Origin of the sequence: Phytomonospora endophytica (genome assembly GCF_014202425.1) — a bacterium.
GTDB lineage: Bacteria > Actinomycetota > Actinomycetes > Mycobacteriales > Micromonosporaceae > Phytomonospora > Phytomonospora endophytica.
Genome location: NZ_JACHGT010000018.1, coordinates 48813 through 72227, shown reverse-complemented (window position 1 = coordinate 72227; position 23415 = coordinate 48813). Strand labels below are relative to the sequence as shown.

Annotated in this window: 23 protein-coding genes; 12 read left to right on the top strand and 11 right to left on the bottom strand. The window is 71.9% G+C overall.

Annotated elements, in window-relative coordinates; all coding sequences use genetic code 11:
- Window positions 1-53 precede the first annotated feature (53 nt).
- Together HNR73_RS32595 and HNR73_RS32590 are read right to left on the bottom strand one after the other, a co-directional pair.
- Window positions 54-734, bottom strand: a complete 681-nt coding sequence (locus tag HNR73_RS32595; RefSeq protein WP_184791546.1) for a TetR/AcrR family transcriptional regulator — start codon at window positions 732-734, stop codon at window positions 54-56.
- A gap of 144 nt (window positions 735-878) precedes the next feature.
- Window positions 879-1139, bottom strand: a complete 261-nt coding sequence (locus HNR73_RS32590; RefSeq protein WP_184791544.1) for a metal-sensitive transcriptional regulator — start codon at window positions 1137-1139, stop codon at window positions 879-881.
- 116 nt (window positions 1140-1255) lie between these two features.
- Between HNR73_RS32590 and HNR73_RS32585 the strand changes: the two genes are divergently transcribed.
- Together HNR73_RS32585 and HNR73_RS32580 are read left to right on the top strand one after the other, a co-directional pair.
- On the top strand, window positions 1256-1657 hold the full coding sequence (locus HNR73_RS32585; protein ID WP_184791543.1) for a carboxymuconolactone decarboxylase family protein: 402 nt from the start codon (window positions 1256-1258) through the stop codon (window positions 1655-1657).
- A 33-nt stretch (window positions 1658-1690) separates the two neighbouring features.
- Window positions 1691-1861, top strand: coding sequence for a DUF8730 family Cys-rich protein (locus tag HNR73_RS32580; protein WP_184791542.1), 171 nt, complete (start codon window positions 1691-1693; stop codon window positions 1859-1861).
- Here the strand turns inward: HNR73_RS32580 and HNR73_RS32575 are convergent.
- From HNR73_RS32575 to HNR73_RS32560, 4 genes are all read right to left on the bottom strand, one after another.
- A complete protein-coding gene (locus tag HNR73_RS32575) occupies window positions 1858-2484 on the bottom strand; it encodes a sulfotransferase family protein (RefSeq protein ID WP_184791541.1) in 627 nt (208 codons plus the stop codon). The genes HNR73_RS32580 and HNR73_RS32575 overlap by 4 nt on opposite strands.
- A gap of 71 nt (window positions 2485-2555) precedes the next feature.
- The gene (locus HNR73_RS32570) at window positions 2556-3116 is read right to left on the bottom strand and encodes a hypothetical protein (RefSeq protein WP_184791540.1); all 561 of its coding nucleotides are present in this window, start codon (window positions 3114-3116) and stop codon (window positions 2556-2558) included.
- Complete coding sequence (locus tag HNR73_RS32565; RefSeq protein ID WP_184791539.1) at window positions 3116-3811, bottom strand: hypothetical protein; 696 nt, start codon at window positions 3809-3811, stop codon at window positions 3116-3118. Before HNR73_RS32565 ends, HNR73_RS32570 begins: the two co-directional genes overlap by 1 nt.
- An 86-nt stretch (window positions 3812-3897) precedes the next feature.
- On the bottom strand, window positions 3898-4836 hold the full coding sequence (locus HNR73_RS32560; protein WP_184791538.1) for a helix-turn-helix domain-containing protein: 939 nt from the start codon (window positions 4834-4836) through the stop codon (window positions 3898-3900).
- Window positions 4837-4929: 93 nt separating this feature from the next.
- Between HNR73_RS32560 and HNR73_RS32555 the strand changes: the two genes are divergently transcribed.
- Window positions 4930-5949 carry a saccharopine dehydrogenase family protein gene (locus HNR73_RS32555; protein ID WP_184791537.1) on the top strand — a complete coding sequence of 340 codons (1020 nt, stop codon included), beginning with the start codon at window positions 4930-4932 and terminating at the stop codon, window positions 5947-5949.
- Between the two features lie 91 nt (window positions 5950-6040).
- Window positions 6041-7411: a tannase/feruloyl esterase family alpha/beta hydrolase gene (locus HNR73_RS32550; RefSeq protein ID WP_184791536.1), complete on the top strand. Its 1371-nt coding sequence runs from the start codon at window positions 6041-6043 to the stop codon at window positions 7409-7411.
- 38 nt (window positions 7412-7449) lie between these two features.
- Here HNR73_RS32550 and HNR73_RS32545 read toward each other — a convergent pair whose 3' ends face one another.
- Window positions 7450-7818: a nuclear transport factor 2 family protein gene (locus HNR73_RS32545; RefSeq protein ID WP_184791535.1), complete on the bottom strand. Its 369-nt coding sequence runs from the start codon at window positions 7816-7818 to the stop codon at window positions 7450-7452.
- Window positions 7819-7906: 88 nt separating this feature from the next.
- Between HNR73_RS32545 and HNR73_RS41020 the strand changes: the two genes are divergently transcribed.
- The 4 genes from HNR73_RS41020 to HNR73_RS32520 are packed head-to-tail and all read left to right on the top strand — an operon-like array spanning window position 7907 to window position 17491.
- Window positions 7907-9934 (top strand): helix-turn-helix domain-containing protein, encoded by a 2028-nt coding sequence (locus tag HNR73_RS41020; RefSeq protein WP_203686535.1) that lies wholly within the window; start codon window positions 7907-7909, stop codon window positions 9932-9934.
- A complete protein-coding gene (locus HNR73_RS32535) occupies window positions 9931-10272 on the top strand; it encodes a hypothetical protein (protein ID WP_184791534.1) in 342 nt (113 codons plus the stop codon). The genes HNR73_RS41020 and HNR73_RS32535 overlap by 4 nt, the downstream gene beginning before the upstream one ends.
- A 49-nt stretch (window positions 10273-10321) precedes the next feature.
- Window positions 10322-13288, top strand: a complete 2967-nt coding sequence (locus HNR73_RS39245) for an AfsR/SARP family transcriptional regulator (RefSeq protein ID WP_203686537.1) — start codon at window positions 10322-10324, stop codon at window positions 13286-13288.
- A gap of 48 nt (window positions 13289-13336) precedes the next feature.
- A complete protein-coding gene (locus HNR73_RS32520) occupies window positions 13337-17491 on the top strand; it encodes a tetratricopeptide repeat protein (RefSeq protein ID WP_184791533.1) in 4155 nt (1384 codons plus the stop codon).
- Window positions 17492-17764: 273 nt separating this feature from the next.
- On the opposite strand, the gene HNR73_RS32515 is transcribed toward HNR73_RS32520, so the two are convergent.
- Window positions 17765-17968, bottom strand: coding sequence for a hypothetical protein (locus HNR73_RS32515; RefSeq protein ID WP_184791532.1), 204 nt, complete (start codon window positions 17966-17968; stop codon window positions 17765-17767).
- A 255-nt stretch (window positions 17969-18223) separates the two neighbouring features.
- A protein-coding gene (locus HNR73_RS32510; protein WP_373316625.1) for an IS5 family transposase occupies window positions 18224-19083 on the bottom strand; the annotation gives its coding sequence in 2 pieces (ribosomal slippage) (window positions 18224-18750 and window positions 18750-19083; 861 coding nt in all).
- Window positions 19084-19258: 175 nt separating this feature from the next.
- On the opposite strand from HNR73_RS32510, the gene HNR73_RS32505 reads away from it, so the two are divergent.
- On the top strand, window positions 19259-19726 hold the full coding sequence (locus tag HNR73_RS32505; protein ID WP_184791531.1) for a hypothetical protein: 468 nt from the start codon (window positions 19259-19261) through the stop codon (window positions 19724-19726).
- Between the two features lie 9 nt (window positions 19727-19735).
- Window positions 19736-20338 carry a putative glycolipid-binding domain-containing protein gene (locus HNR73_RS32500; RefSeq protein ID WP_184791530.1) on the top strand — a complete coding sequence of 201 codons (603 nt, stop codon included), beginning with the start codon at window positions 19736-19738 and terminating at the stop codon, window positions 20336-20338.
- On the opposite strand, the gene HNR73_RS32495 is transcribed toward HNR73_RS32500, so the two are convergent.
- The gene (locus tag HNR73_RS32495) at window positions 20335-20850 is read right to left on the bottom strand and encodes a hypothetical protein (protein ID WP_184791529.1); all 516 of its coding nucleotides are present in this window, start codon (window positions 20848-20850) and stop codon (window positions 20335-20337) included. The genes HNR73_RS32500 and HNR73_RS32495 overlap by 4 nt on opposite strands.
- A gap of 92 nt (window positions 20851-20942) precedes the next feature.
- Here HNR73_RS32495 and HNR73_RS32490 point away from each other — a divergent pair, with 92 nt between their 5' ends.
- Complete coding sequence (locus HNR73_RS32490) at window positions 20943-21635, top strand: TetR/AcrR family transcriptional regulator (RefSeq protein ID WP_184791528.1); 693 nt, start codon at window positions 20943-20945, stop codon at window positions 21633-21635.
- Here the strand turns inward: HNR73_RS32490 and HNR73_RS32485 are convergent.
- Complete coding sequence (locus HNR73_RS32485; protein ID WP_184791527.1) at window positions 21632-22729, bottom strand: Gfo/Idh/MocA family protein; 1098 nt, start codon at window positions 22727-22729, stop codon at window positions 21632-21634. The two genes, HNR73_RS32490 and HNR73_RS32485, sit on opposite strands and share 4 nt — an antisense overlap.
- A gap of 89 nt (window positions 22730-22818) precedes the next feature.
- Between HNR73_RS32485 and HNR73_RS32480 the strand changes: the two genes are divergently transcribed.
- The gene (locus HNR73_RS32480) at window positions 22819-23412 is read left to right on the top strand and encodes a TetR/AcrR family transcriptional regulator (RefSeq protein WP_184791526.1); all 594 of its coding nucleotides are present in this window, start codon (window positions 22819-22821) and stop codon (window positions 23410-23412) included.
- The last annotated feature ends 3 nt before the right edge of the window (window positions 23413-23415 follow it).

Here is a 23415-nt window from a genome sequence, read left to right as displayed (position 1 = left end):
ATCGTTTGGTTACGCGACCATTGTGATGGCGTTACGAGGAAGGTGTCAAGGCCTCAGGCGAGCATCCGCCGCGCGAAGGCGGTGTAGGTGTCGACGAGCTGGTCGACGCCGACGCCGAACTCCGGCCGCCACCACTCGGCGACGCGGATGCCCATCGAGCCCAGCGCGGTGACCGCGAGCAGTGGTTCGCAGTCGCGGAACAGCCCGGCGCGCTGGCCGCGGACGACGACGTCGAGGAAGAACTCCTCGGCGCGCACGCGCATCGCGTAGGCCTGGCGACGCCTGTCGCCGGTCAGGGCCTCCAGCTCGCGACTGCAGACACGGGCGAGGAGCGGGTATTCGGCGTGCAGACGCACGTGGGCGCCGACAAGCGCCGACAGCCGGTCGAGCGGATCCTCACCAACCGCTTCGAGAGCGAGGGTGAGACGTTCGAGGTGCTCGTCGTGGCCGTGCCGGATGAGCTCGGCGAGGAGGTCCTCTTTGGACTTGACGTGGGCGTAGACCGTGCTCGGATGGATGCCGACCGCGCCCGCCAGATCCCGCACCGAGACGGCGTGGAAGCCACGCGCCGCGAACTGCCGCAGGGCCTCGGCGAGGAGCCGCCGCATCGTGCCCGTCGCGGTGACCCGCGGCGGGAAGAGCTCGCCGGCGGCACCGTCGATGGGCGGACCCTGGTCGGCGGCGAGGCGGAGCAGGGCGGCGGGCGTGGGAAGGTGCGGCGGGGTGGAGCTCACTGGGGGAGTGTAGAGGGGACGGGGGTGGGGCGGTGGAGGTTCGGGGGCGGGCGGGGCGGTGATCCGGCACCCCGACTCACAACGGCATCCGCTCTGCGTGTTCTGTTCCGCCGCCCGAATCACGGCACCGGCGTCGCTCCACCGCTAAGCCAGCGCCAGGAACAACTTCTCCATCCGCTTGGCGTCGACCCCGTCGAGCCCGCCGTTGGCCAGGCAGTGCTGGAGGCCGGTCGCGACGAGGGTGTACCCCCCGCGGCTCAGCGCCTTGTTCACGGCCGCGAGCTGTGTCAGCACGTCCTCGCACTCGGCGCCCTCCTCCATCATGCGGATGACGGTGGCGAGGTGTCCGTGCGCCCGTTTCATGCGGGTGATGACGGCCTTCATGTCCTCGGCGGGCAGCTGCATGCGTTCTCCAGATCGGGTCGCGAACGTCGGGGTGTGTGCCGATCCTACATCCCCCCGGGGGGATGTGTTAACGTTCGATATCCCCCCAGGGGGATGACCCGAAAGGAGACCTTCGCATGTCGGAGGCGACGAAGACGGCCGCCGGCCGGCACGACCACCACGGCGGAGCCGTCCTGCGCGACCTCTCCCCACTGCACCGGGACCTGCGCCGGGCGATTCCCGAGGTCTACCGGGGTTTCGGGGCGCTGTCCCAGGCGGCCTTCGCCGACGGCGCGCTGGAGCGCAAGACCAAGGAGCTGATCGCCGTGGCCATCGGCGTCGTCGAGGGCTGCGACGGCTGCATCGCCTCGCACGCGCAGGCCGCGGCCCGCGCCGGGGCCACGCGGCAGGAGGCCGCCGAGGCGATCGGCGTCACCTTCCTCATGCACGGCGGCCCCGCCACCATCCACGGCGCCCGCGCCTACAGTGCGTTCTGTGAGTTCGCCGACGCGCTGGAAGCCGGCGAGTCCGCGGCCTGATCCACCACCGACCTACCCACAGGAGCAACGCGCATGTGCCGTCCCACCGGCTGCAAGACCTGCGGCAAGACGACCTGGGCGGGCTGCGGCCAGCACGTCGACCAGGTCAAGGCCGCCGTCCCCGCCGACCAGTGGTGCGCCGGGCACCCGAACGAGCCCGGCACCAACAAAGGCGGATGGTTCCGCCGACTGTTCGGCGGCTAACCCTGCGACTCGGCCTCCGCGTCGGCCTTGACCCAGTCCTCGCGCGGGTTGAGGTGCGGCAAGGGCTCATCCGGCACCGCCACCCCGAGCGCGGAGCACAGCGGCTCCCAGCCGTCCTTGGCGTTCCACTCGACAAGCCGCTCTTTCGGCGCGGTGGCGCGCACATGCGCGACGTACTCGTCGTAGGCGGCGGCACCGCGAACCGGGTCGTCGTCGAGCGTCTCGCCGAAGACCTTGCCCCACAGGCTCATGGCCATGGCGAGGAACTCGTCGCCTCCGGCGCGCCGGCGATGGGCGTACTCGATGACCGTCGCGTCCATGCTGCCCCACCAGGTCGGCCCGTCGTCGCGCAGCGAGAGCAGGATCGGGGCCTCCGGGTGGAGCTCGGCGAGTTCGGGCCAGAACGCCGACGACGGCCAGTCGACGGCGGCGACGTAGCCGGTGAGCAGTTCGGGAAGTCGGCCGGTGTCGCCGTCGAGGGCGGCCTGCCACCCGGCCATGCTCTCGGGATGTTCGAAGACCTCCGTCATGTGATGGCATCGGCCCCCGAGCAGGGAACCCAGTGCGGCTTTCAGGGTGGTCGTTCCGGTGCGCGGCAGGCCCGCGCCGATGACTCGGATCATTGTCCACATAGTACGGAAACGTGGCGGTAACACAAGACGCACCGGAGTCTCGTGATGACCGAGCGCTGAAGTCAGAGCCCGAGTGCGGTCCGGACGTCCCTGGCCTCTTTGCGGACCCGGTTCACCTGCCACAGCAGCACCGAGCGGTCGGCGAAGTCGGCGCGCAGGAACTCGCGCTGTCCGCCGCCGCCGAGGAGCCCGAAGGGGCGTACGGCGGTCACGTGCCGGACGTCGGCTTCGAACCAGACCGTGAAGGGCTGATGTGTGCGCGCGACCGCGATGCGCCGCGTGCTCAACAGCAGCGTCACCTCGCCGCGTCCGGCGGTGAGCGGGTCGGCGAGGCGAACGGCGAGCCGGTCGGGGGACTCGGCGTGGACCCAGCCCCACAGGGTCGGGTCGTGGACCCATTCGTCGTCGTGGAAGCGTCCTTCGGCGACCGATGCCGTCGGCAGTGGCAGCGGTGGGGCCGGGTCGACGGGTTGTGGTGTGGCGCTTCGCGGTTCGTGCGGTGCGGTCACCTCGCCGGCGACGCTGGAGCCGATGTGTCCGGTGGGTTTGGCGCGGGTGAGCAGGCGTTCCCCCGGGCGGCACCACGCCAGTTGCGGGTCGAGCTCGATGCGCCGGGTGCTCATCACTTCTCCTCGCTGAGGGGCATCAGCCGGGTGGTCTGCCGTGCGCCTTGGATCCGGCCTTCACCGGGACCGGCGAAGAACGAGAGCATGGACCGGTCGGCGAAGACGAAGGAGTCGAAGACCGGTTCGAGGTCGTGGAACCTCGGGCGCTTCCAGACCGACGGGCCGGTCGCGGTGACCTGTCCACTGTGGAGTTCGAAGACGCTTCGCTGTGCCCGCACCGGAACCGGCTCGCCGGGGACGTAAGCGGGCCCGCCGCTGACGAAGGAGCGGACGTTCTCGGCCTGGGAGCGCAGCTTTCCCAGCAGTCCCCGCTGCTGAGGTGCCGGTGGGGGAGTGGGGTCGGGAACCGGTGCCACGTAGGCGAAGCGCTGCGTGGTGAGTACCCACAGGCCCGGTTCGGCGGCCGCGGCGTAGGCGAGCCGGGGCGCCTCGGTGTTCGCGCTCGTGCCGGAGGCGATCACCTTCGGTGTCGGCACGCCGGTGTCGGAGTCGGGTTCGCCGGAGAGGAGGTCGGCTACGGCGAAGGCGGTTTCGAGGCGCTTCTGCCCTTTCCCGGTGCTGCCGTCGGGGTTGACGCCCGGCACGTCGAAGCGGGGTTTGGCGCCGTCGCAGCACCAGAGGATCTTCTCGTCGGGTCGGCACCAGGTCTCGCGCAGCGCGAGGACGCCGCCGAGTCGGCGTTGTTCGGTCATGGCTCGCTTCCGGGGTGGTGGGCGGGTGGTGGCGCCAGCGTGGCACGCACGCTGGTGGCCGATCTTGACCGTTTCTTGAGTGGGCGTCAGGCGGTGGAGCGGAAGGCGCGTCGGTAGGCGTCGGGCGGGACGCCGACGATGCGCTTGAACTGGCGCCGCAGGGTCGTCGCGGTGCCCATGCCGGTGGCGACGGCCACGGCGACGACGCTCTCGTCGGTGGTCTCCAGCAGTTCCTGCGCGCGGCGGATCCGTTCGGTCAGCAGCCATTGCAGGGGCGTGCTCCCGGTGACCGAGCGGAACCGCCGGCCGAGGTGGCGGGGGCTGACGTTGGCCCGGCGGGCCAGGTCGGTGACCGTCAGGGGCCGGTCGAGGCGCTGGCGCGTCCAGGTGAGCAGGTCGGCGAGTCCGTGCTCGCCGGTGGTCTGGACGGGTGTGGCGACGAACTGTGCCTGTCCGCCGGAGCGGTGGGGTGGTACGACGAGGCGGCGGGCGACGGTGTTGGCCACGGCGGCGCCGTGGTCGAGGTTGATCAGGTGCAGGCACAGGTCGACGGCGGCGGCCTTTCCGGCGGCGGTGAGGACGCTGCCGTTGTCGGTGTAGAGGACGTCGGGGTCGACGATGGCGTGCGGGTGGCGCGCGGCGAGGTCGGCGGCGTGTGCCCAGTGGGTGGTGGCGCGTCTTCCGTCGAGGAGGCCCGCCTCGCCGAGGAGGAAGGCGCCGGTGCACAGCGAGGCGATGCGCGCGCCCGCTTCGTGGGCGGCGCGGACGGCGTCGACGGCCTCGCGCGGTGGGGGTGCGTCGACGTCGGCGCAGGCGGGGACGATCACGGTGTCGGCGCGTGCGAGGCGGTCGAGTCCGTCGTCGGGTTCGACGGTGAACGGCCCGATCCGTACCGGCCGGGGGCCGCAGAGGACGACGTCGTACCAGCCGTCGACGTCGAGGGGCGGGTTGCCGAAGACCTCGTAGGCGACGCCCAGTTCGAAGTGCAGCAGGTCACCGGCGGCGAGGAAGGCGACGGTAGGCATGTCCGAAAGTGTACGCACGTTGTCGTTCCGGACTACGACGTTGTGCTCCCGGAGCCCGCAGACTGGAGATCAACACATCGAGATCGGGGAAACATGAGCACAACTCCCGCGGTGGCGGTCTACGGCGCCACCGGGCACACCGGCCGCTTCATCGTCGCCGAACTGCGCCGGCGCGGCATCACCGCCATCGCCTCCGGCCGCGACGCCGCCGGGCTGGACAAGCTCGCCGCCGAGTGGGGCGACGTCGCCGTCCGCCCCGCCACCGTCGACGACGCCGAGGCCCTCGACCGGGCCCTGGTCGGCGCGGACGCCGTCATCAACGCCGCCGGTCCCTTCGCGATCACCGCCGGCCCGCTCGTCGAGGCCGCTCTGCGGGCCGGGATCCCCTATCTCGACGTCGCCGCCGAGATCGAGGCGAACCTCCAGATGTTCGCCGACCACGCGGGCCACACCGGCACCGCGATCCTGCCCGCGATGGCCTTCTACGGCGGCCTCGGCGACCTCCTCGCGACCGCCGCCATGGGGGAGTGGACCTCCGCCGACGAGGTCCACGTCGCCTACGGCCTGAGCAGCTGGCGCCCCACCGCCGGTACCCGCGAGGCCGGGAAGGTCTCCCACGAGCGCCGGGGCGGGCGGCGGCTGCGCTTCACCGGCGGCGCCCTCCAGCACCACGACGACGACCTCACCCGCCAGGACTGGGACTTCCCGGAGCCGACCGGCACGCGCGAGGTCCTCGCCGAGTTCAGCATGGCCGACGTGGTCACCGTCCCCACCCACCTCGACGTCGCCGAGGTCCGCACGTACATGACCGTCTCGGCCGCCGGTGACCTCGCCGACGCCGACACCCCGGCACCGGAGGCCGCCGACGCGTCGGGCCGCTCCGACCAGACCTTCGTCGTCGACGTCCGCGTCCGCAAGGACGGCGCCGAACGGCGCGCGACCGCCTCCGGGCAGGACATCTACGCCGTCACCGCGCCCCTCGTGGTCGAGGCCGTCGAGCGGATCCTCGCCGGGAACACCACGGCGGCGGGCATCGCGTCGGCGGGCACCATGTTCGACGCCGCCGACTTCCTGCGGGCCCTCGCCCCGCACGTGACGGTCGAGCTGCCCTGAGCCGACGGTGGGCCGCCCGGACACATCCGGGCGGCCCACTATGGGCCGCGGTCACCTGGTCCGCCCGGCGCCGGGCCGCCACGATCGGCCCATGAGACGCCTCAAGCACCTGTGCGCCGGCCTCGCCATCGTGGCCCTGGCCCTGTCCGGCCTCGCCCTGCCGGCGCGGGCCGAGGGCGGGCACTGCGCCCGCATGCGCTCCGTCGACGTCCCCGGCGCCGAGACCCAGCGCGCGAGCTGCCTCGACGACCTCACCACCGCCGGAACCGTCGCGAGTGGACACACCGTTCCCGCCGACTGGGCCGGTCTGAGCTCGACGCTGACGGTCAACCCGAGCGGCGTGCCCGGTGTCCAGGTCGACGGGTACTTCCCCGACACCTCCTCGACGAACGCCAACAACGGCTGGAACCACGACGCCCAGTTCGTGCTGCGCCTGCCCGACCGGTGGAACGGCCGGCTCATCGTCACCGGCGCGCCGGGCGTGCGCCGCCAGTACGCGCTCGACGCGACCATCTCCGACTGGGCCGTCGCCCAGGGCTACGCCTTCGCCGCGACCGACAAGGGCAACACCGGCGCGGCCTTCTACCGCGACGGGACCGAGCCCGGTGACGCCATCGTCGAATGGAACGACCGGGTCACGCAGCTGACGATCGCGGCCAAGCGCGTCGTGCGGCAGAAGTACGGCCTGCCGCCGCTGCGCACCTACATGACCGGGATCTCCAACGGCGGCTACCTCACCCGCTGGCAGCTGGAGAACCGCGCGTACCTCTACGACGGCGGCGTCGACTGGGAGGGCACGCTCTTCCGCGCCGAAGGCCCCAACCTGCTGACCTACCTCCCGACCGCGCTGCGCGCCTACCCCGACTACCAGGCGGGCAGCGTCGAGGCACGCGAGGTACTCCTCGGCGCGGGCTTCGCTCCGGGCTCGGAACCCCTGTGGGGCTACCACTACACCTACTACTGGGATCTGACCCAGCGCATCTACCGCGAAGAACTCGACCCCGGCTTCGACGGTGCCACCGAGGCGGGCACGCCCTTCTGCCGCAGCGGCACACCGGCCTGCGACGCCGACTACGACTACTTCGCCCGGCCCGCCGCCGTGCGCGAGGCCGTCGCCAGGATCGAGCTCACCGGCCGGATCGGGCGGCCGCTGATCACCCTGCACGGCACCCTGGACACGCTGCTGCCGGCGCCCACCGACTCCGACGTCTACCGCGACCTCATCGCCGGGCAGCACCGGTCCTTCCTACACCGCTACTACGTGATCGCCGACGGGACGCACGTCGACGGCCTCTACGACGCCCATCCGGACCTGCTGCGCCCTATCCTGCCCTGCTACCGCGACGCCTTCGAACGCCTCGACGACTGGGCCACGTGGAGGTTGCGGCCGCCCGCCGACGGGACGGTGCCGCGTCAGGCCGGCGGCGACCTCGCCAACTCCTGCTCGGTGGCCGACCGCTAGCCGGCGGGCCGGTGCCATGACGGCACCGGCCCGCCGGTTCACAGCGAGGCCAGGGGATCGGGCGTGTCGGCCCCGACCGCTTCGACGACCTCCCAGCGCTCGGCGATCAGGCCGTCCTGGACGCGGAAGACGTCGGCGACGGCGATGTCGAGCCCGCCGCCGGGCAGCCACCGCCGCGAGAACATCGTGACGAGGTCGCCTTCGGCGACGAGGAGGCGGATGTCGATCCGCAGCCGGGTCAAGGGCAGTTTCGCCGCCGCGTCGAGCCACTCCGCCTTCGTTCGCGTCCGGAACGGGAGTCCGTGGTCGGTGTAGTCGTCGCGCATGAGGGGCGCCACGGCGTCGAGGTCGCCCTTGCCGTAGAGCTCCAGGCACGTGCGGACGAGGTTCTTGTGATCTTCGGTCATGGCTGGGAAGTGTCACAGCGCGACGGCGGTCTGTCGATGAACTCGGAGTTCATGGACCGCGCCCGCCCCGGCGGTTAGGGTCGACGCCGTGGAGACGGTGGGCGGCCTGTTGCGCCGGTGGCGGCACGAGCGGCGGCTGAGCCAGCTCGACCTCGCGATCGCCGCCGACGTGTCGGCGCGCCACGTCAGTCTCGTCGAGACCGGCAGGTCACGGCCGAGCGCGGAGATGGTGCTGCGGCTCGCCGCCCACCTCGACGTTCCGCTGCGGGACCGCAACCGGCTGCTCGTCGCCGCCGGGTTCGCGCCCCGCTACCGGCAGCGGCCCCTGGACGGGCCGGACATGGCCGCCGTCCGCGAGGCCGTCGGGAGGATCCTGCGCGCGCACGAGCCCTATCCCGCGCTCGTCGTCGACGGCCACTGGAACATCGTGATGCACAACGCCCCGGTCGCGTTCTTCTTCGCCGACGCCGACCCCGGCCTCCTCGTCGCGCCGGTCAACATGGTGCGGCTCGGGCTCTCCCCGCACGGGCTCGGCTCCCGGATCGTCAACCTCGCCGAGGTCCGCGCGCTGTTCCGCGCCCGCCTGTCCCGGCAGGCCGCCAGGACCGGCGACCCGGTGCTCGCCGCCCTCTACGCGGAGTTCTTCGCCGAACCCGAAGCCGACGCACCGGTCCCGGCCCCCGCGGTCGAGGTCGCCACGCCCATGATCTTCCGCTTCCAGGGACGCGAGGTCAGGCTCTTCTCCACCGTCACCACCTTCGGGACCGCGCAGGACATCACCCTCGACGAGATCTCGATCGAGTCCTACTACCCCGCCGACGCCGACAGCGCCGAGGCCCTGCGCGACATCGCCGACGCGTACGCCGGCCCGTCCCGGGCCAATCTGCCCTTTCGGGAAACGACCGCCCCCGACCTGCGCACTCACCGCCTCCATCGGGCCCGGAACCCTTCGCGGGCAAGGCGACCGGCCCGACGGGCGGCTAGCGTGGACGGCATGACGCGACACGGTCACGCCGAGCAGCCACTGGCCGAAACGGTCGCGCACGTCCACCGGCCCCGCCGCGAGGACGCGCCCGCCTACCGTGTCGCCCCCGACGGACGCCTCGGCGTCCTCAACGCCGGCGGGGCGCTGGCCCTGCAGCGCCGGGCGGGCAACGCCGCCGTCGGCGCGATCCTCGCGCGGCACGCCGGGCCGCGGCCGGTCGTGCAGACCTACATCCCGGTCACCGGCGGCGGGCGCCTGTCGGAGAACCGGGACGTCTACAAGAAGGGCGATCACGAGCTCTACGCCACCGAGGCGCTCGTGAACAGCGCCAACGTCGCGCTCCAGCGGCCCGACGCCTCCCACATCGGCCTGGGCATCACCGGCATCAAGGCCTACACCAACGGCAAGACCTACGGGAAGGTCACACCGGCCTACCACCACCACGCCGGTGACACCGGGAACGACAAGCTGGACACCCTCAATCCCTCGGGTTCGACGAACCTGATGAGCCTGTGGGCCGACTGCGGGAAGTCCTCGCGGGTGGTGATGGGCACCAAGAGCGGGAAGGCGCCGCACGCGCGCTGGCGTGGGGGCACGACGTCGGCGGCCTACAACCCGGCCACCTACTCCGATGAGATCTACCCGAAGATGATGCGGAAGTTCCTCGACGCCGCCAAGGACAAGTCCTACCTGACGGTCAACGTCCACTACACGGGCAACCCGCGGGTCTTGAAGTACCCGGCGACCGCCGACGAGGCGCGCGCCCAGTACGCGGCCCTGCCCGAGTACGTGCAGCGGCACCTCGACAAGTGGGCGCACATCAACTCCGGCGCCAACCCCGACGTCGGGGGCGGCTACACGATGAACACCGAGTACAACATGCCCGGCTCCGGTGTCGTCCCCGGTCACCGGCGGTGGAACTTCCACTGGGCGGGCGTGATCCTCAAGGACGGCTCCGACAACGTGACCCTGGAGAACTACGCCGTGGGCGACCCGGCGGTGGCCAACCAGGACTGGAACTTCGAGATGTACGGGACGGTCAAGAAGGGCCAGACCTTCCACGACCAGCATCTCGGCTCCGGTACCCACGGGACGCGGGCCAGCAGCTTCGAAGTGGAGCCGACCCCATGACCGACGTCGCCCGCACCTCCGACATCGCCGCCTTCGACGGCCGCGAGGTCACCGTCCGGGGCCGCTACGCCGTCCTCGACATGGGCCGCCACCGGCTCACCACGACCCTCGCCGACGGCACGACGCTGACCTCGAACCGGGTGGCGCAGATCGTGTTCCCCGACGGCGGTTTCGTCGAACTGGGCGCCCGCCCGGCCGAGGAGCTCGACTCCCTCGAAGGCCGCGACGTGGCCGCGCGGGGGACCCTCGTGGCATCCCCGCCGAGGCAACCGGAGTGGGTCGCGCAGCCCGACACGGTCCCGACGCTCATGGCGGTCCAGGAGGTCCTCGCGGACTAGACACGCCGGTTATCCTCGATGCTCCGCCCGCGATCGAGGAGCCCACACGATGCGCATCAGCCTCATCGGCCCGGTACAGATCGCGGCCGGAGGCGAGTCGACGGCGATCGTCGCGCCGAAACGCGCGTGTGTACTCGCCGTCCTGGCAGCCCGGCCCGGCACGCCGGTGTCCAAACAGGACCTCATCGACCACGTGTGGGACGGTGCTCCGCCGGAGTCGGTGATGAACGTGCTCTACAGCCACATCACCCGTCTGCGGGCGGCGCTGCGGCACACCTCCGATGCGCGGATCGACCGCGCGGGAGCAGGCGGCTACGTCCTGGACACGGCCTCCGGGCATGTCGACGTGCACGACCTGCGGCGCCTTGCCGCCGAGGCCTCGACGCTGGACGAGGGCGGGAACCCCGGCGATGCCCTCGCCGTGTGGCGGGCGGCGGCCCGGCTGGCCGACGGTGAGGCGCTCGTCGGGATCGGCGGGCGCTGGGCCGAGGGCTTCCGCACCGGGTTCCGCCGGGAGCGGCACAACGTCCTCGCCGAACGCTTCCGGCTCGAACTGGCGGCCGGCCAGCACGCCGCCGTGGTAGACGAACTGGCCGCGCTGGTCGCCGGTGAACCCCTCGCCGAGGCTCTGGTGGCGCACCTGATGCTCGCGCTGTACCGCTGCGGGCGCCCGGCCGAGGCGCTCACCGTCTACGAGAACACCAGGGTCGGGCTGCGCGACCTGCTGGGCAGTGACCCCTCCGCGCAGCTGCGCGGACTGCACCGCCGCATCCTCGAACAGGATCCGGCGCTGTCGATGCGCAGGGCGGGCACGGTCGGCGCCCCCGCCGCGGTCGTGACCCGGCAGGTCCCGGCGCAACTTCCCGCCGACACTCCCGGTTTCGTCGGCAGGGACGCCGAACGCGACGAGGTGCGGCGGCAGGCGGCCGCGACGGGCCTCGTGGTCATCGACGGGATGGCGGGTGTGGGCAAGACGGCGCTGGCCGTGCACGTCGCCCGGGCCCTGGCGCCGCAGTACCCCGACGGCCAGCTCTATGTCGACCTGCGCGGTTACGCCGACGGTGTGCCGCCGATGCCGCCCGCGCGGGCCCTGGAGTGGCTGCTCCGGTCGATCGGCGCCGATGTGCCCGACGAGCCGGGGGAGCGTTCGGCGGCGTGGCGGACGGCGCTGGCCGGGCGCCGTGTGCTCCTGCTGCTCGATAACGCCCGCGACGTCGAGCAGGTGCGATCGCTGCTGCCCGGCACGAGCGGGTGCCTCGCCCTGGTGACGAGCAGGCGCCGGCTTGTCGACCTGGTCGACGCCCGTCCGATCGCGCTGGGCAGTCTGCCCGAGGCCGAGGCCATGCGTCTCTTCGCCGCCGAGGCGGGCACCGACGCCGACGAGGAGACCACGCGGGGTATCGCCGCGGCCTGCGGATCGCTGCCGCTGGCGTTGCGGGTGGCCGCGTCTCGGCTGCGGAACCGTCCGGCCTGGACGGCCGCGGATCTGCTGCGGCGCCTCACCTCCGGCGGCGACGTGGTGCGCGGTGGCGTGTTCGCCGCCTTCGACCTCTCCTACGGTGAACTCGACGGCACCACCCGGCGCCTGTTCCGGCTGCTGAGCCTGTTCCCCGGGGCGGAGTTCGACCACCACATCGCCGCCGCCCTCACCGGCCTCACCTCGCGCGACGCCGAGGCGGTGCTCGAAGAACTCCTCGACGCGCATCTCGTCCTCGACGGCACGGCCGCGGGCGGCTACCGGATCCACGACCTGCTGCGCGAGTACGGCGCACAGTCCATCGTGGACGCCGCCGAGCGCGACGTCGCGCTGCTCGCCCTCACCGAGGCCTACCTCGCCGTCGCGCAGGCCTCGATCCGCCTGGTCAGTCCCGAGACCAGACTCCTCGCGCTCATCACACCGGAGGCCGCCCCGATTCCGCTGCCGGGCGACCTCGCTGAGGCCGAGGCCTGGTTCGCCGCGCAGCTGGGCACGATCCGCCAGCTCATCGAGGACAACCTCACCGCGGGGAACACCGCCCACGCCGTGGATCTCTGCAGCATCGTGCTGACCTACCTCAACATCTACGGCGGGCTCCTCGAACGCCGCGGCCTGGCCGAGCACGGGCTCAAGGCCGCCCGTCTGCTCGGCTCCACCGCGGCCGAGGCGCGCCTCGTCAACAGCCTCGGCATGAGCCTGCGCGATCTCGGCGCCTACGACGAGGCCATCGAGTGCTTCAACCGCGCTGCTCGGTTGCGCACCGAGGCCGGGGACCCGCGAGGCGAGTTCGTGTTCCTCTACGACGGTGGCCTCGCCCGCAACAGGCAGGGCGACCACGGGCAGGGTGCCGACATGCTGCTGCGGGCCGCGGCGATCGCCCGGCGGCAGAACGATCCGAGGGCCGAGTCCCAGATCCTCGACCACGCGGTCGGGACCCTCGCGAGGCTGGGCCGCGTCGACGAGGCGAGGACCGAACTCGCCCGCCTCGACGAGCTGGTGTCGGCGACCCGTGATCCACGCGCCCTGCTGGAACTGAAGGGGAAGTACGACGCGATCGCCTACGTCTCCGGCGATCACGCCACGGCGATCGCCGGGATGCGGGAAGGCCTCGCCTATCACCGCGAGCACGGCCATACCTTCGGGCTCGCCTCGACGCTGTCCTTCCTGACCGACGCGCTTCTCGCCGCCGGTCGCCACGACGAGGCCGTCGGCACCGCGATGGAGCAGCTCGATGTCCTCGATCAGCATCAGCGCCCGTTCCAGGAGGCCACCGCCCTGCGTCAGATCGGCGCCGCCCAGGCCGGGATCGGTCAGCACGAGGAGGGCGTCGCGAACCTGCGGTCGGCCGTCGAACTCGCCGACTCGATCGGTGCCCAGTGGGTCAGGGCCACCGCCGAGCACGCCCTGGGCGACGCCTTCGCCGCCGCCGGCGACGGCGAGTCGGCCCGTGTGCATTGGGAGAGCGCCCACGCGTACTTCGCCGTCGACGACCACCCCGAGGCCGCGGTGATCGCGGCGCGGCTGGCGGCGGGCCCGTAAAGATTGGCTCAAGGTCTCTCGCGACAGGCCTGGCTACCGTCGCCGTCCATGGGCACCAGCGATCACGACAGGCTCGGCGAACTGCTCAATGGGGACGACCCCGCGGCCATCGCCGCCCACCTCGGCGGGTGTCTCGGCTCGCTGCTGGAGGACGCCGCCGAGGAGTACGCGCGGATCGGCGATCCCGCCCGGGGCCGGGCGGTCACCGAGGCGCTGCGGCGCTGCGAGCGGTTCGGCGAGGTCGACCGGGCGGCCGCCGCCGCGGTCGTCGGCGTGTCGAGACGCGAGTGCTTCGCCGAGACCGAACTGCCGACGGGACTCACCCGCGCGGCGCTTCGCGGTGTCGCCGAACTCGCCGGCCCGGCCGAACGGATCGCCGTCCTCGACGAGCTCGCCGAGTGGCACGCGCAGGAGGAGTGGTGGATTCCGGCCGCCGAGGTACAGGCACGGCTGGTCGCCGAGGCCCGCGAACTCGCCGACCCGTCGACACTCCTCGACGCGTTGGCCGGGTCGGTGGAACTGGTGAGCCTCGCCGTCCCCGAAGCCGCTCCCGAGGAGGTCAAGGGTTTCCAGCGTCGCCTCACCGACGACGCGCGGGAACTCCTCGACCTCTGCGAGCGGGCGGCCGAGGACGGGCTCCTGCCGATCCCGCGCCTGGTCGCCGAGGCCTCCACCGCCGCGTCCTTTCTGGACCGGACCGACGACCGCGTGCGAGCGATCGGGCACTCGGCACGTGTTCTCGCCTTCCAGCGCCGCCACCTGCCACCCGACACCGCTCGCCGGCTGGCCACCTGGACGACCGCCGTGCGCCTGCACCTGGGGCGCCTCGACGCCGCCCATCGCCGCGACGAGGCCCTCGCGGTCTCCCAGCGCCTCCTGCACGACTACGAGGCCCTCCTCCCCGGAGGCGAGGTCGACGTCCGGGCGGCCGCCGTGGCCTACCGGCGGCACGCCGAACGCGTGGCCGGTGCCGGATTCCGCCACACCGCGCTCGCCTTCGCCGAACGTGCCGCGGCGCTCGCCGAGAACGCGCCCGTCGGCACCCTGATCGCCGTCCTCGCCGATCATGTCGGCCTGCTCCGGGCCGTCCCCGACCCCACGAGCGCGCTGGCGGTGTCGCATCGGGTCATCGCCTTGTGCGAAGCGAACCCCGGCAGGGGGGACGTCCCCGAACGCGAGCAGATCGACGCCTGGTCGCGCCATGCGCACATCCTCACCGGCCTCGGTGAACGTGAGGCCGCGGTCGAGGCCGCGTGTCGCGCCGTGGAACTCGCCGAGACGGCTCATGAGCGGAACACCCGCGGCAGCGGCCTGGTCGAGGCCCTCCCCATGCTCATCGACCGGCTCCACGACGCCGAGCGCGACGACGAAGCCGTCGGCTACGCCCGCCGCGCGGTGGAGGTCGCCGAAGAAGCGGCCACGACGGGTACGGTGCCGACCTTCGCGGTCGCCTTCGCGCTCGACAAGCTGGTCACGCAGCTACTGCACGCTGATCACGCTCAGGAGGCCCTCGACGCCTCCGACGACGAGATCGCCGCCTGGACCGAGGTTCTCGCGACCGACGGCGAAGGGGACGCCGACCGTGCCCGCTTCGCCCACGCCCTCACCAACCGGTCCATCGCCCTCAACCGCCTCCGTCGCCACGCCGAGGCCCTCCTGGCCACCGAACGGTCCGTCGCCGTGTACGACGACCTCGTCGAGGAGCATCCGCATCTCCGCGCCGACCTCGCCAACACCCTGATCGGCGGCCACCACGCCCTGCGGCAGCTGGGCCGGAACCTCGACGCCCTCATCTGCTGCCGGCGCGCCGCTGACATCTACCAGGATCTCGGCCGCGACGATCCCGACCACGATCGTCTCGCGCGCATCGGGGCCTACCAGGCCCTGGCCTCCCTACTCGCCGAGGAACGCAAGGAGGCCGAGGCCCTCGACTACCTGGCCAGCGCCGCCGACGACGTCGAGGAACTGGTGGCCGAGGATCCCGGCCGCCATGCCGAGACGCTGATGGGGACCTACACCGCCGAGGTGGTCTGTCTCGACAGGCTCGGCCGCTCCCGCCGCGAGCAGCTCGGGCCGTCGGAGCGGGCCGTGGCCGCCGCGGAGCGCCTGGCCGAGCTCCGCCCGGGTACGGCGCCGGTGGAACGTGCCTTCGCGCTGACCAACCACGCGCTGTGCCTCGGTGGTGTGGGCCGTGAACGTGAGGCCGTCGTCTACGTCGCCCGCGCGGTCGCGATCTATGAGGAACTCGACGACGACATCCGCGGCCACCACCTCGACGCGTTCGCCTACCACCTCGACCGGTACGCCTGTGCCCTCTCCGACATCGGCGGGTTTGCCGAGGCCCTGGAACAGTCGGAACGTGCCCAGGCCGTCTTCGGTGTCCTGCTCACCGTCGACCGGGAGAGCCACCTCCCCGAGGTCGCGTCGGCTCGCAGCAACCACGCCTCAAGGCTCGAAGGCGTCGGCCGGATCGACGACGCGATCGCGTGCTCGGAGGAGGCCTTGGCCATGTTCGAGGAATTCGCCGGCACGGAGTCGGCACGTCACCGGCCTTTCGCCAACGCCCTGTCCAACTACGCCCACCGCCTCACCCTGGCCGACCGCGCCGAGGATGCCCTCGCCCCGGCCGAGCGGGCCCTGCGCCTGCGCGAAGGCCTGGCCGGTTTCGGTGAACCCGCCTTCGTTCGCGATGTCGCCGAGTCGCTGCTCAACCTCGGCCACACCCTCGACCACAACGGCGACCACGACGACGCCGTCGCCACCACCAGGCGCGCCGTCGCCACGATCGAGGGCCTCGCCGCCGCCGACTTCGATGTCCATATCGAACTGCTCGCCAAGGCCGTCCACAATCTCGCTGTCCACCTCCACCGCGTCTCCGGCCACGAGGAGGCGATCGGTCACGCCCTGCGGGCCGTCGAACTCCGCGAGACCCTCGCCGGCCGTGAGCCCGGCCTGTTCTTGCCCGCGCTGGCCGACTCGCTCGACGCGTACGTCCAGCAGCTCGACCGGACCGGACGGGGAGCCGAGGCCGTCGACGCCGCCGCCCGCCGTGTCGAGGTCCTCGCGCTCGTCGCCGAAAGCGACACCGCCCGCAGCGCGGACCTCGCCTCGGCCAGGGAGTTCCACGCCTACACGCTCCGACTGGCCGACCGCCTCCCCGAGGCCGAGGCGGTCATCGCCGAGGCTGTGCGCGCCTGGTACGCCGCCGCCGACCAGGACCCGGAGAAGCGGGCGGAGACCGAGGCGGCCGCGGCGGGCTGGCAGGCCGGGTTCCACGACAACATCGGCGACCTCCCGCGCGCCGCCGCGTTCGCCGCCGAAGCGCTCGAACGCACCCGCCGCCTGGTCGAGGACGGCCGCGACGACCTCCGCTGGAAACTAGCCAGGCGCTGCAACACCTTCGCCGAGCGCAGCGTCTTCGCCGGGAACCGCCTCGCCGCCGTTCCGGCCGCGGCCGAGGCCGTCGACATCGCCCGGGCACTCGCCGCCGACGATCCGGGCGCACACCGCCGCCTGCTGCGCGACTCCCTGTCCCAGCTCGCCTGGAGCCTCCAGAACCACGGCCGGGCCGACGACGGCTGCGCGCCGGGAGCCGAGGCCCTCGCGATCGCCGAAGAGCTCGACGACCCGGCCGGGAACCGTTTGGACCTCGCCCTCGCCCTCGACAACCAGGCCGAATACCTGGCCGCCGCCGGACGGTTCGACGAGGCCATCGTCCTCGCCGACCGCGCCCTCGCACTCTGGGAGGAACTCGGCGAGCCCGTCGACCTCGCCTGGTGCCTGTGGCATCGCGCAGCCTGGCTCGCCGCGACCGGCACGGGACCCGGCGACACCCTCCCCGACTCCGAGCGCGCGGTGGCGCTCCTGCGCGCCGAGAACCAGGCCGACCCCTACAACCGCGACGACCTCGCCGAGGCCTTGCGCGAACACGCCCGCCACCTCCACGCCGCCGGAGACGCCGAAGGGGCCCACGTCGCCGTCGCCGAGTCCATGGAGATCCGTGAGGCGCTGAACGCCGTGCTGCCCGCCCGGCACCGGCCGTTCCTCGCCGAGGCACTGCTCACCGCCGCCGCACTGGGCGCGGGAGACCCGGCCGCGCTCGCGTCCCGCGCGGTCGCGTTGCTCGGCGAGGCCGAGGACCGCGAGCCGGGACTGTTCACCGCCCGGCTCATCGAGGCCGAACGGATCCGGTCGGCGTCGTGACCACGGCGGGCTGTGCCGGCGGAATCGCCGTCCGATACGAGGTCACCATCCACATTGCCATGATCAGCGAATGCCTCCCGGCCTTGCCGAACATTACCGAATAATCCACGCGGCATGGAATGAACTCACGGTGGCACGGCGGGAAATGTTTTTTTGGAAATGATGGTCGAGTTTCTGGAGTCGCATTGTCGGACACCATGTGAAAAGCGATGCGAGGACGCCCGGCCGGCATCGTGGCCGGGTGGCGCGGATGCCACCCGGCCGACCCGAACGTTACGGGGTGGCGCAGCCGCCGTAGTAGATCCACGCGGTGCAGCTGCCGCCTACGCGGCACTGACGCTTGCGCAGCCGGAGCTTGCCCGGGCCACAGCCGATGCCGGTGGTTTCAGTCTGCACCCAGCAGTCCGGGGCGGCGCTGGCGTCGGTCTGCGGCACCAAACGGTTCAGCAGCCGGTCGGCGAATTTCGCGAATGCCATGGCGGATTCCTTCCCATAGAGCTTTAGCGCATCACCGGGTGAAGCGCCGGTGACGCCGATGGAGGGAGCGCTAGCAATGCGAATCGATCAAGGTCAATAGTGGGATCGGGAAACGGTGGTGAAACGGCCGCAAAGCCCGCCGGTGTATGCAGACGGGTACGCGCTTTGGGTCGTATCGGCCTCATCCCGAGGCGGCGCATGAACCGCGAGGCCGAAACGGGTTCCTCGAACACGCGCTAAGGCGTGTCCTGGTGATCATCGAAGCCAGATCATGATGGCGGCGATGGTCAGGCTGGCCTGGTAGATCGATGCGCGTTTCGCATAACGGGTGGCCAGGTCACGCCACTGCTTCAACCGGTTGAAGGCCCGTTCGACGACGTTTCGCTGCCTGTAGGCGTCCCGATCGAAGCTTGGTGGCCGCCCGCCGCGTGAGCCCTTGCTCGCGCGGCGGGCGGTCTGGTCGGATCGTTCGGGGATCACGTGCTTGATGCCGCGGCGGCGCAGCCGGACGCGGGTGGAGTCGTGGGCATAGCCCTTGTCGGCGATCAGCAGGTCAGGCTTCCGCCTTGGCCATCCGGGCTTGCCCGTCGGGACCGCGATCGCTTCAAGCAGTGGGAACAGCATCGGGTTGTCACCGGCCTGACCAGGCGTGATCAGGATCGACAAGGGCCGTCCACGACCATCGGCCGCAAGGTGGATCTTCGTCGACCAGCCACCACGGGAACGCCCGATCGCCTCACCGGTCAACGCGGCCGGCGACGACCCCGCAGATCCCCCTTTTTGCGCCCACCAGCGGCATGCTGATGCACCCTGACAACACTGGAGTCAACGCTGATCACCCATTCCACGGGCTGCCCGTCATCGTGAACGATCACGCTCGCGAGGATCTTCTCCCACGTCCCATCCCCGGTCCACCTGCGCAGACGCTCATGACAGGTCTTCCACGGACCGAAACGCTCCAGCAGATCACGCCACGGCGCACCCGTCCGAAGCTTCCACAAGATCCCATTGATCACCTGACGGTGATCACGCCACCTTGCCCGAGACGTCCCAGGCCTGGGCAGCAACGGCTCGATCACCAACCAAGCGGCATCGGTCAACTCACCACGACGCACCACAACACCATTGTGGACACACAAACTTGATCACCAGGACACGCGCTAGTCCCCGGGAGGTACGGCGGCGGCCGCTACTCCCGCCGGAGTAGCGGCGGGACCGTCCTCAGGCAGGACGAAAGCGGCCGCCCGTGGCAACAGGATTGAGGCCACGCCGTCGCGAAGGAGGGGTCGCATGCTCTACGTCGAAGTCAACGTCCCGGAAGGCCACCTGTCACTCGCCGAACGCCGCCGGCTCGCCACCATGCTCGCCACCGAGGATTTGGCCGGGCCCGGTGAGGCCGACCCGGGCGTCCTCGCGCTGCACCGGTCGCTGACGCACGTCGTCGTCCGCGAGGCCGACGTGTGGGTCGCCGGCGGGCGCCACGCGGACCTGTCGGGCCGTGCCCGGTACCTCGTGACCGTCCACGCCGGACCGTGGGCGGCGGAGAGGGCAGGGCGGATCGCCGCCGCGGTCACCCGCCGGATCGAGGACTTCGACGGTGACGCCGACGCCCTGCGCTTCGGCGGGCGCTGCCTCGTCCACGTCGTCGGCGTCCAGGAGGGCGGCCTCGCCGCCTTCGGGGAGGTGCTCACCGCCGAAGGCCTCGCCGCCGACGCCGCTCCCGTCGGCCGGGCCCTGGTGTCGCATGTTCCTGGTTGACTCTCGACCATGACGAAGACACGGACGTGGGTCAAGCACGAGGGTGCCGAGTTCACCGTCGTGGAGTTCGCGGGGGAGCGGCTGAGTGCCTCCGGGACGGCGGTCGGCGGGACCCCGATGCCCTACCGCCTCAGCTATTCGCTCACGACCGCGGCCCGCTGGATCACGCGCAGGCTGTTCGTCGAGTCCAGCGGCGTCGACGAGGCGACGGGTCCGTGGCGCCGCAGCCTTGACCTGCGCAACAGTGACGGCGAGTGGACCGTCATCACCGAGGCCGAAGGGGATCCGGCGCTGCCGCCGCCCGGTGGGGACACCGCGCCGCTCGTCGGTGCCCTGGACTGCGACCTCGGTCTGTCGCCGCTGACGAACACCATGCCCGTCCTGCGCGAAGGGATGCTTGACGGCGGTGGTTCCGTCGAGTTCCTCATGGCGTGGGTGTCGGTGCCCGCGCTGGAGGTCGTCCCGTCGCGGCAGACCTACACCTTCCTGCGCAAGGGCGCGCGGGACACGGTGGTCCGGTACGAGAGCCCGGGTTTCACCGAGGAGATCGTGTTCGACGCCGACGGTCTCGTCCTCGACTACCCCGAGATCGGGAAGGCCGTGGGGGCTTAGGCGAACAGCGCCGCCAGCCCGCCGGTGACGAGCCCGACGACGACGATCAGCGGCGAACCCTTCAACGCGGCGACGAGGTGGAAGCGGAGGTCGCCGTACTCCGCCATGTCCTCGGTTCCGGGCAGGACCAGCAGTTGCGGGCGCAGTCCGGCGAGGATGATCCAGTCGAGGACGACGGTGTCGAAGACGACGAGGGTCGCGAAGACCAGTGCCGCGCAGACCGCCGCGGGGAGGAAACCCAGCCCGTCGTCGAGGGCGCCGTCGAGGCCGACCATCGCCGCCGTCATCAGCGGCACTCCGCACACGCCCCACACGAAGATCCCGAAGACCAGCGCGACGCGCTTGCCCCGCGCGCTCTTCGGTCGGCCGTAACGCCGCTGGATCGCCTCGGGGTAGTCGTCGAGCAGGAAGTCGCGGCTGAGGGCCGCTCCGGCGAACACGCCGGCGGTGAACAGCACGGACAGCGCCAGGCCGTAGCCGGTGCCGTAGGCGATGACGGTGGACCACTGCATCCTCAACCTCCAGGAGCCTCGCCTGAGTCTGCGACCAACGCGCCTTAAAGTCAACGCTATGTGAAGTTCAACGCTCGCCTAGGATGAGGCGCATGTCCGAGGGGCCAGACGCGACCGCCGGGCGGCGCCGGCGGCCCGAGTTCCGCGCCGGCCGCCCGACCCTGACCAGGGAGCGGATCGCCCGCGCTGCCCTGGAGCTCCTCGGTGACGGCGGCCCGGCCGAGCTGACGATGCGCAACGTCGGCGCCCGCCTGGACGTCTCGCCGCGCGCGCTCTACAACTACGTCGCCGACCGGCGCGACCTCCTCGCCGAGATCGTCGCCGTCTGCCAGGCCGACCGGCCCGTGCCCCGGCTCGATCCGGGCGACTGGCGCGAAAGCCTGCGCGCCCACTGCCGCCTCCTGCGCACCTGGTACCGCACGCATCCGGGCATGCTCGCCCTCGCCCACGTCGAGGACCTCACGCCGTTCACCTCGCCGGACATGCTGCGCGCCGATGACGCCTTCGTGGCCTTCTTCCTCGACATCGGACTGCCCCCGCGCGCCGCCCGTCGCGCCTGGTCGATCACCGTCCTCCAGGTCGCCGGTTTCGCCGAGGTCTGGGACACCTGGTACGACCGGCCGCCGCCGGGTGCCGACCCGGCGGCGTGGACCGGGATCCCGCCCAACACCCCGGATACGGAGCTGCCACACCTGCGTCTCGTCGCCGGCGAATCCGAAACGCCCGACGAGCTGTTCGAGACGGTCATGACGACGCTGCTCGCGGGGATCGAGGCGATGCGCTAGCCGACGGCCACCCGCGTGCCCGTCTCCGCCGCCCGCGTCACCGCGTCGAGGACCCGGTGGGCGCGCTCGGCCTCGGCGAAACCGGCCACCCGGCGCCCGCCGTCGCGCAGGTCGGCGGCGAGCGCGCGGTAGAGGGCGGCGACGTTGCGGGCCTGTTCGGGCAGTGCGGTGTCGGCGGGCACGGCCACCGGCGTCCAGGGTTTCCCGGGTGCGTCGACCTCGTAGAGGGCGAGTTCCCCGATCTGGACCTGTGCGGCGAGCATGTCGCCGTGCGGGACGGTGGTCAGCAGCAGGTCGCGGGTCGTTCCGGAGATCTCCAGGCGCGCGTGCGGTTCGGCGAGTTTGGCGTCTTGGAGGTGGGCCGACAGGGAGGCGCCGGTGGCCATCGTGCCGTGCAGCATCAGGTGGTCGGGTGCGGTGGCGGTGATGGTCTCGCCGGTCTCGGTGACGGTGAGGCGGTCTTGCTGGACGGCGGTGGCGGCCGCTACCTCGGTGATCTCGCCGGTCAGGTATTCGACGAGGTCGAGGGTGTGGCCGCCGGCGACTTCGACGAGTCCGGCGCCGTTGGCGCGGTCGAAGGTGTAGGCGTTGTGGGCCGGGGTCGTCGCGCCGGTGCCTTTGCCACGGGTGACGTGGGCGGTGATGGAGGTGACGCGGCCGAGGTGGCCGTCGTCGATGAGTTCGCGGGCGCGCCGGGCGGCGGGGGAGTGGCGGGCCTGGAGTCCGATGGCGTGGCGGATTCCCGCTCGGTCGGCTTCGGTGTGCAGGGCGGAGGCCTCGGCGAGGCCGAGGCCGAGCGGCCACTCCGACAGGACGTGTTTTCCCGCGCCGATCGCGGCGCGGACGAGTGCGGCGTGGGCGGGGACTTTCACGGTGACGACGACGAGGTCGACGTCGGGATGTGCGGCGAGTTCGGTGGCGTCGGTGAAGGCGTGGGCGGCGCCGTGGTGCGCGGCGGCTTCGCGTGCCGATGCGGGCCTGCTGGTGCCGACGGCGGTGATCTCGTAGTCGTCGAGGGCGTTCAGTGCGGGGAAGTGTGCTCGTGAGGCCCAGCCCGCGCCAACGCTCGCGCCGATGATGCCGACCTCGATCATGTCGCCTCCGTAAGTGGACTTCGGGCGTCCGTTTCTTCGGAGGCTAGCTAAACGGACGGCTATCGTCCACTTGTTGCTAGGCTCGTGTGGTGAGCAGCACCGCCATCGACCTCCTCCTCGCCGACGAGGCCTCCCGGCCCCGCGCCGACGCCCGCCGCAACGTCGAGCGCCTCGTCATGGCCGCCCGCGAGGCCCTCGACGAGACCGGGCTGGACGCCACCGCGCACGAGATCGCCCGCCGCGCCGGTGTCGGGATCGGCACGCTCTACCGGCGCGTCGGGACCCGCGAGGCCCTGCTGCGGGCGGTGCTGCTGGAGTTCCTCGGCGGCATGCTCACCGCCGCCGACCGCGCCCTCGACGCCGACGACGCCTGGCAGGGACTCGTCGACTTCGCGACCGTGTACGTGCGGCTCCGCGCGGCCAGCTGCGGCGTCAACGAGGCCCTCGGCGACTCCGACGCGCGCCTGGATCTCAGCGAGACCAGCACCGCCCTCCGTGAACGGCTGGAGCGGCTGGTCGGCAAGGCGCAGGAGGCGGGAGCCATGCGCACCGACGTGACCTGGCAGGACACCGCGTGGCTGCTCGCCGGCGTCGTGCCGGGCGACCACACGATCGGGCTGACGCCGGGTGGTGAGCAGTGGCGGATCGGTCTGCGGGTGGTGCTGGACGGGTTGCGGGCCTGAGGC

What these genes read in the sequence shown, in the direction of transcription:
- HNR73_RS32590 (WP_184791544.1), bottom strand. Translation starts at nt 1,139, where the DNA reads ATGCAGCTGCCCGCCGAGGACATGAAGGCCGTCATCACCCGCATGAAA.
- HNR73_RS32585 (WP_184791543.1), top strand. Translation starts at nt 1,256, where the DNA reads ATGTCGGAGGCGACGAAGACGGCCGCCGGCCGGCACGACCACCACGGC.
- HNR73_RS32580 (WP_184791542.1), top strand. Translation starts at nt 1,691, where the DNA reads ATGTGCCGTCCCACCGGCTGCAAGACCTGCGGCAAGACGACCTGGGCG.
- HNR73_RS32575 (WP_184791541.1), bottom strand. Translation starts at nt 2,484, where the DNA reads ATGATCCGAGTCATCGGCGCGGGCCTGCCGCGCACCGGAACGACCACC.
- HNR73_RS32570 (WP_184791540.1), bottom strand. Translation starts at nt 3,116, where the DNA reads ATGAGCACCCGGCGCATCGAGCTCGACCCGCAACTGGCGTGGTGCCGC.
- HNR73_RS32565 (WP_184791539.1), bottom strand. Translation starts at nt 3,811, where the DNA reads ATGACCGAACAACGCCGACTCGGCGGCGTCCTCGCGCTGCGCGAGACC.
- HNR73_RS32560 (WP_184791538.1), bottom strand. Translation starts at nt 4,836, where the DNA reads ATGCCTACCGTCGCCTTCCTCGCCGCCGGTGACCTGCTGCACTTCGAA.
- HNR73_RS32555 (WP_184791537.1), top strand. Translation starts at nt 4,930, where the DNA reads ATGAGCACAACTCCCGCGGTGGCGGTCTACGGCGCCACCGGGCACACC.
- HNR73_RS32550 (WP_184791536.1), top strand. Translation starts at nt 6,041, where the DNA reads ATGAGACGCCTCAAGCACCTGTGCGCCGGCCTCGCCATCGTGGCCCTG.
- HNR73_RS32545 (WP_184791535.1), bottom strand. Translation starts at nt 7,818, where the DNA reads ATGACCGAAGATCACAAGAACCTCGTCCGCACGTGCCTGGAGCTCTAC.
- HNR73_RS32535 (WP_184791534.1), top strand. Translation starts at nt 9,931, where the DNA reads ATGACCGACGTCGCCCGCACCTCCGACATCGCCGCCTTCGACGGCCGC.
- HNR73_RS39245 (WP_203686537.1), top strand. Translation starts at nt 10,322, where the DNA reads ATGCGCATCAGCCTCATCGGCCCGGTACAGATCGCGGCCGGAGGCGAG.
- HNR73_RS32520 (WP_184791533.1), top strand. Translation starts at nt 13,337, where the DNA reads ATGGGCACCAGCGATCACGACAGGCTCGGCGAACTGCTCAATGGGGAC.
- HNR73_RS32515 (WP_184791532.1), bottom strand. Translation starts at nt 17,968, where the DNA reads ATGGCATTCGCGAAATTCGCCGACCGGCTGCTGAACCGTTTGGTGCCG.
- HNR73_RS32505 (WP_184791531.1), top strand. Translation starts at nt 19,259, where the DNA reads ATGCTCTACGTCGAAGTCAACGTCCCGGAAGGCCACCTGTCACTCGCC.
- HNR73_RS32500 (WP_184791530.1), top strand. Translation starts at nt 19,736, where the DNA reads ATGACGAAGACACGGACGTGGGTCAAGCACGAGGGTGCCGAGTTCACC.
- HNR73_RS32495 (WP_184791529.1), bottom strand. Translation starts at nt 20,850, where the DNA reads ATGCAGTGGTCCACCGTCATCGCCTACGGCACCGGCTACGGCCTGGCG.
- HNR73_RS32490 (WP_184791528.1), top strand. Translation starts at nt 20,943, where the DNA reads ATGTCCGAGGGGCCAGACGCGACCGCCGGGCGGCGCCGGCGGCCCGAG.
- HNR73_RS32485 (WP_184791527.1), bottom strand. Translation starts at nt 22,729, where the DNA reads ATGATCGAGGTCGGCATCATCGGCGCGAGCGTTGGCGCGGGCTGGGCC.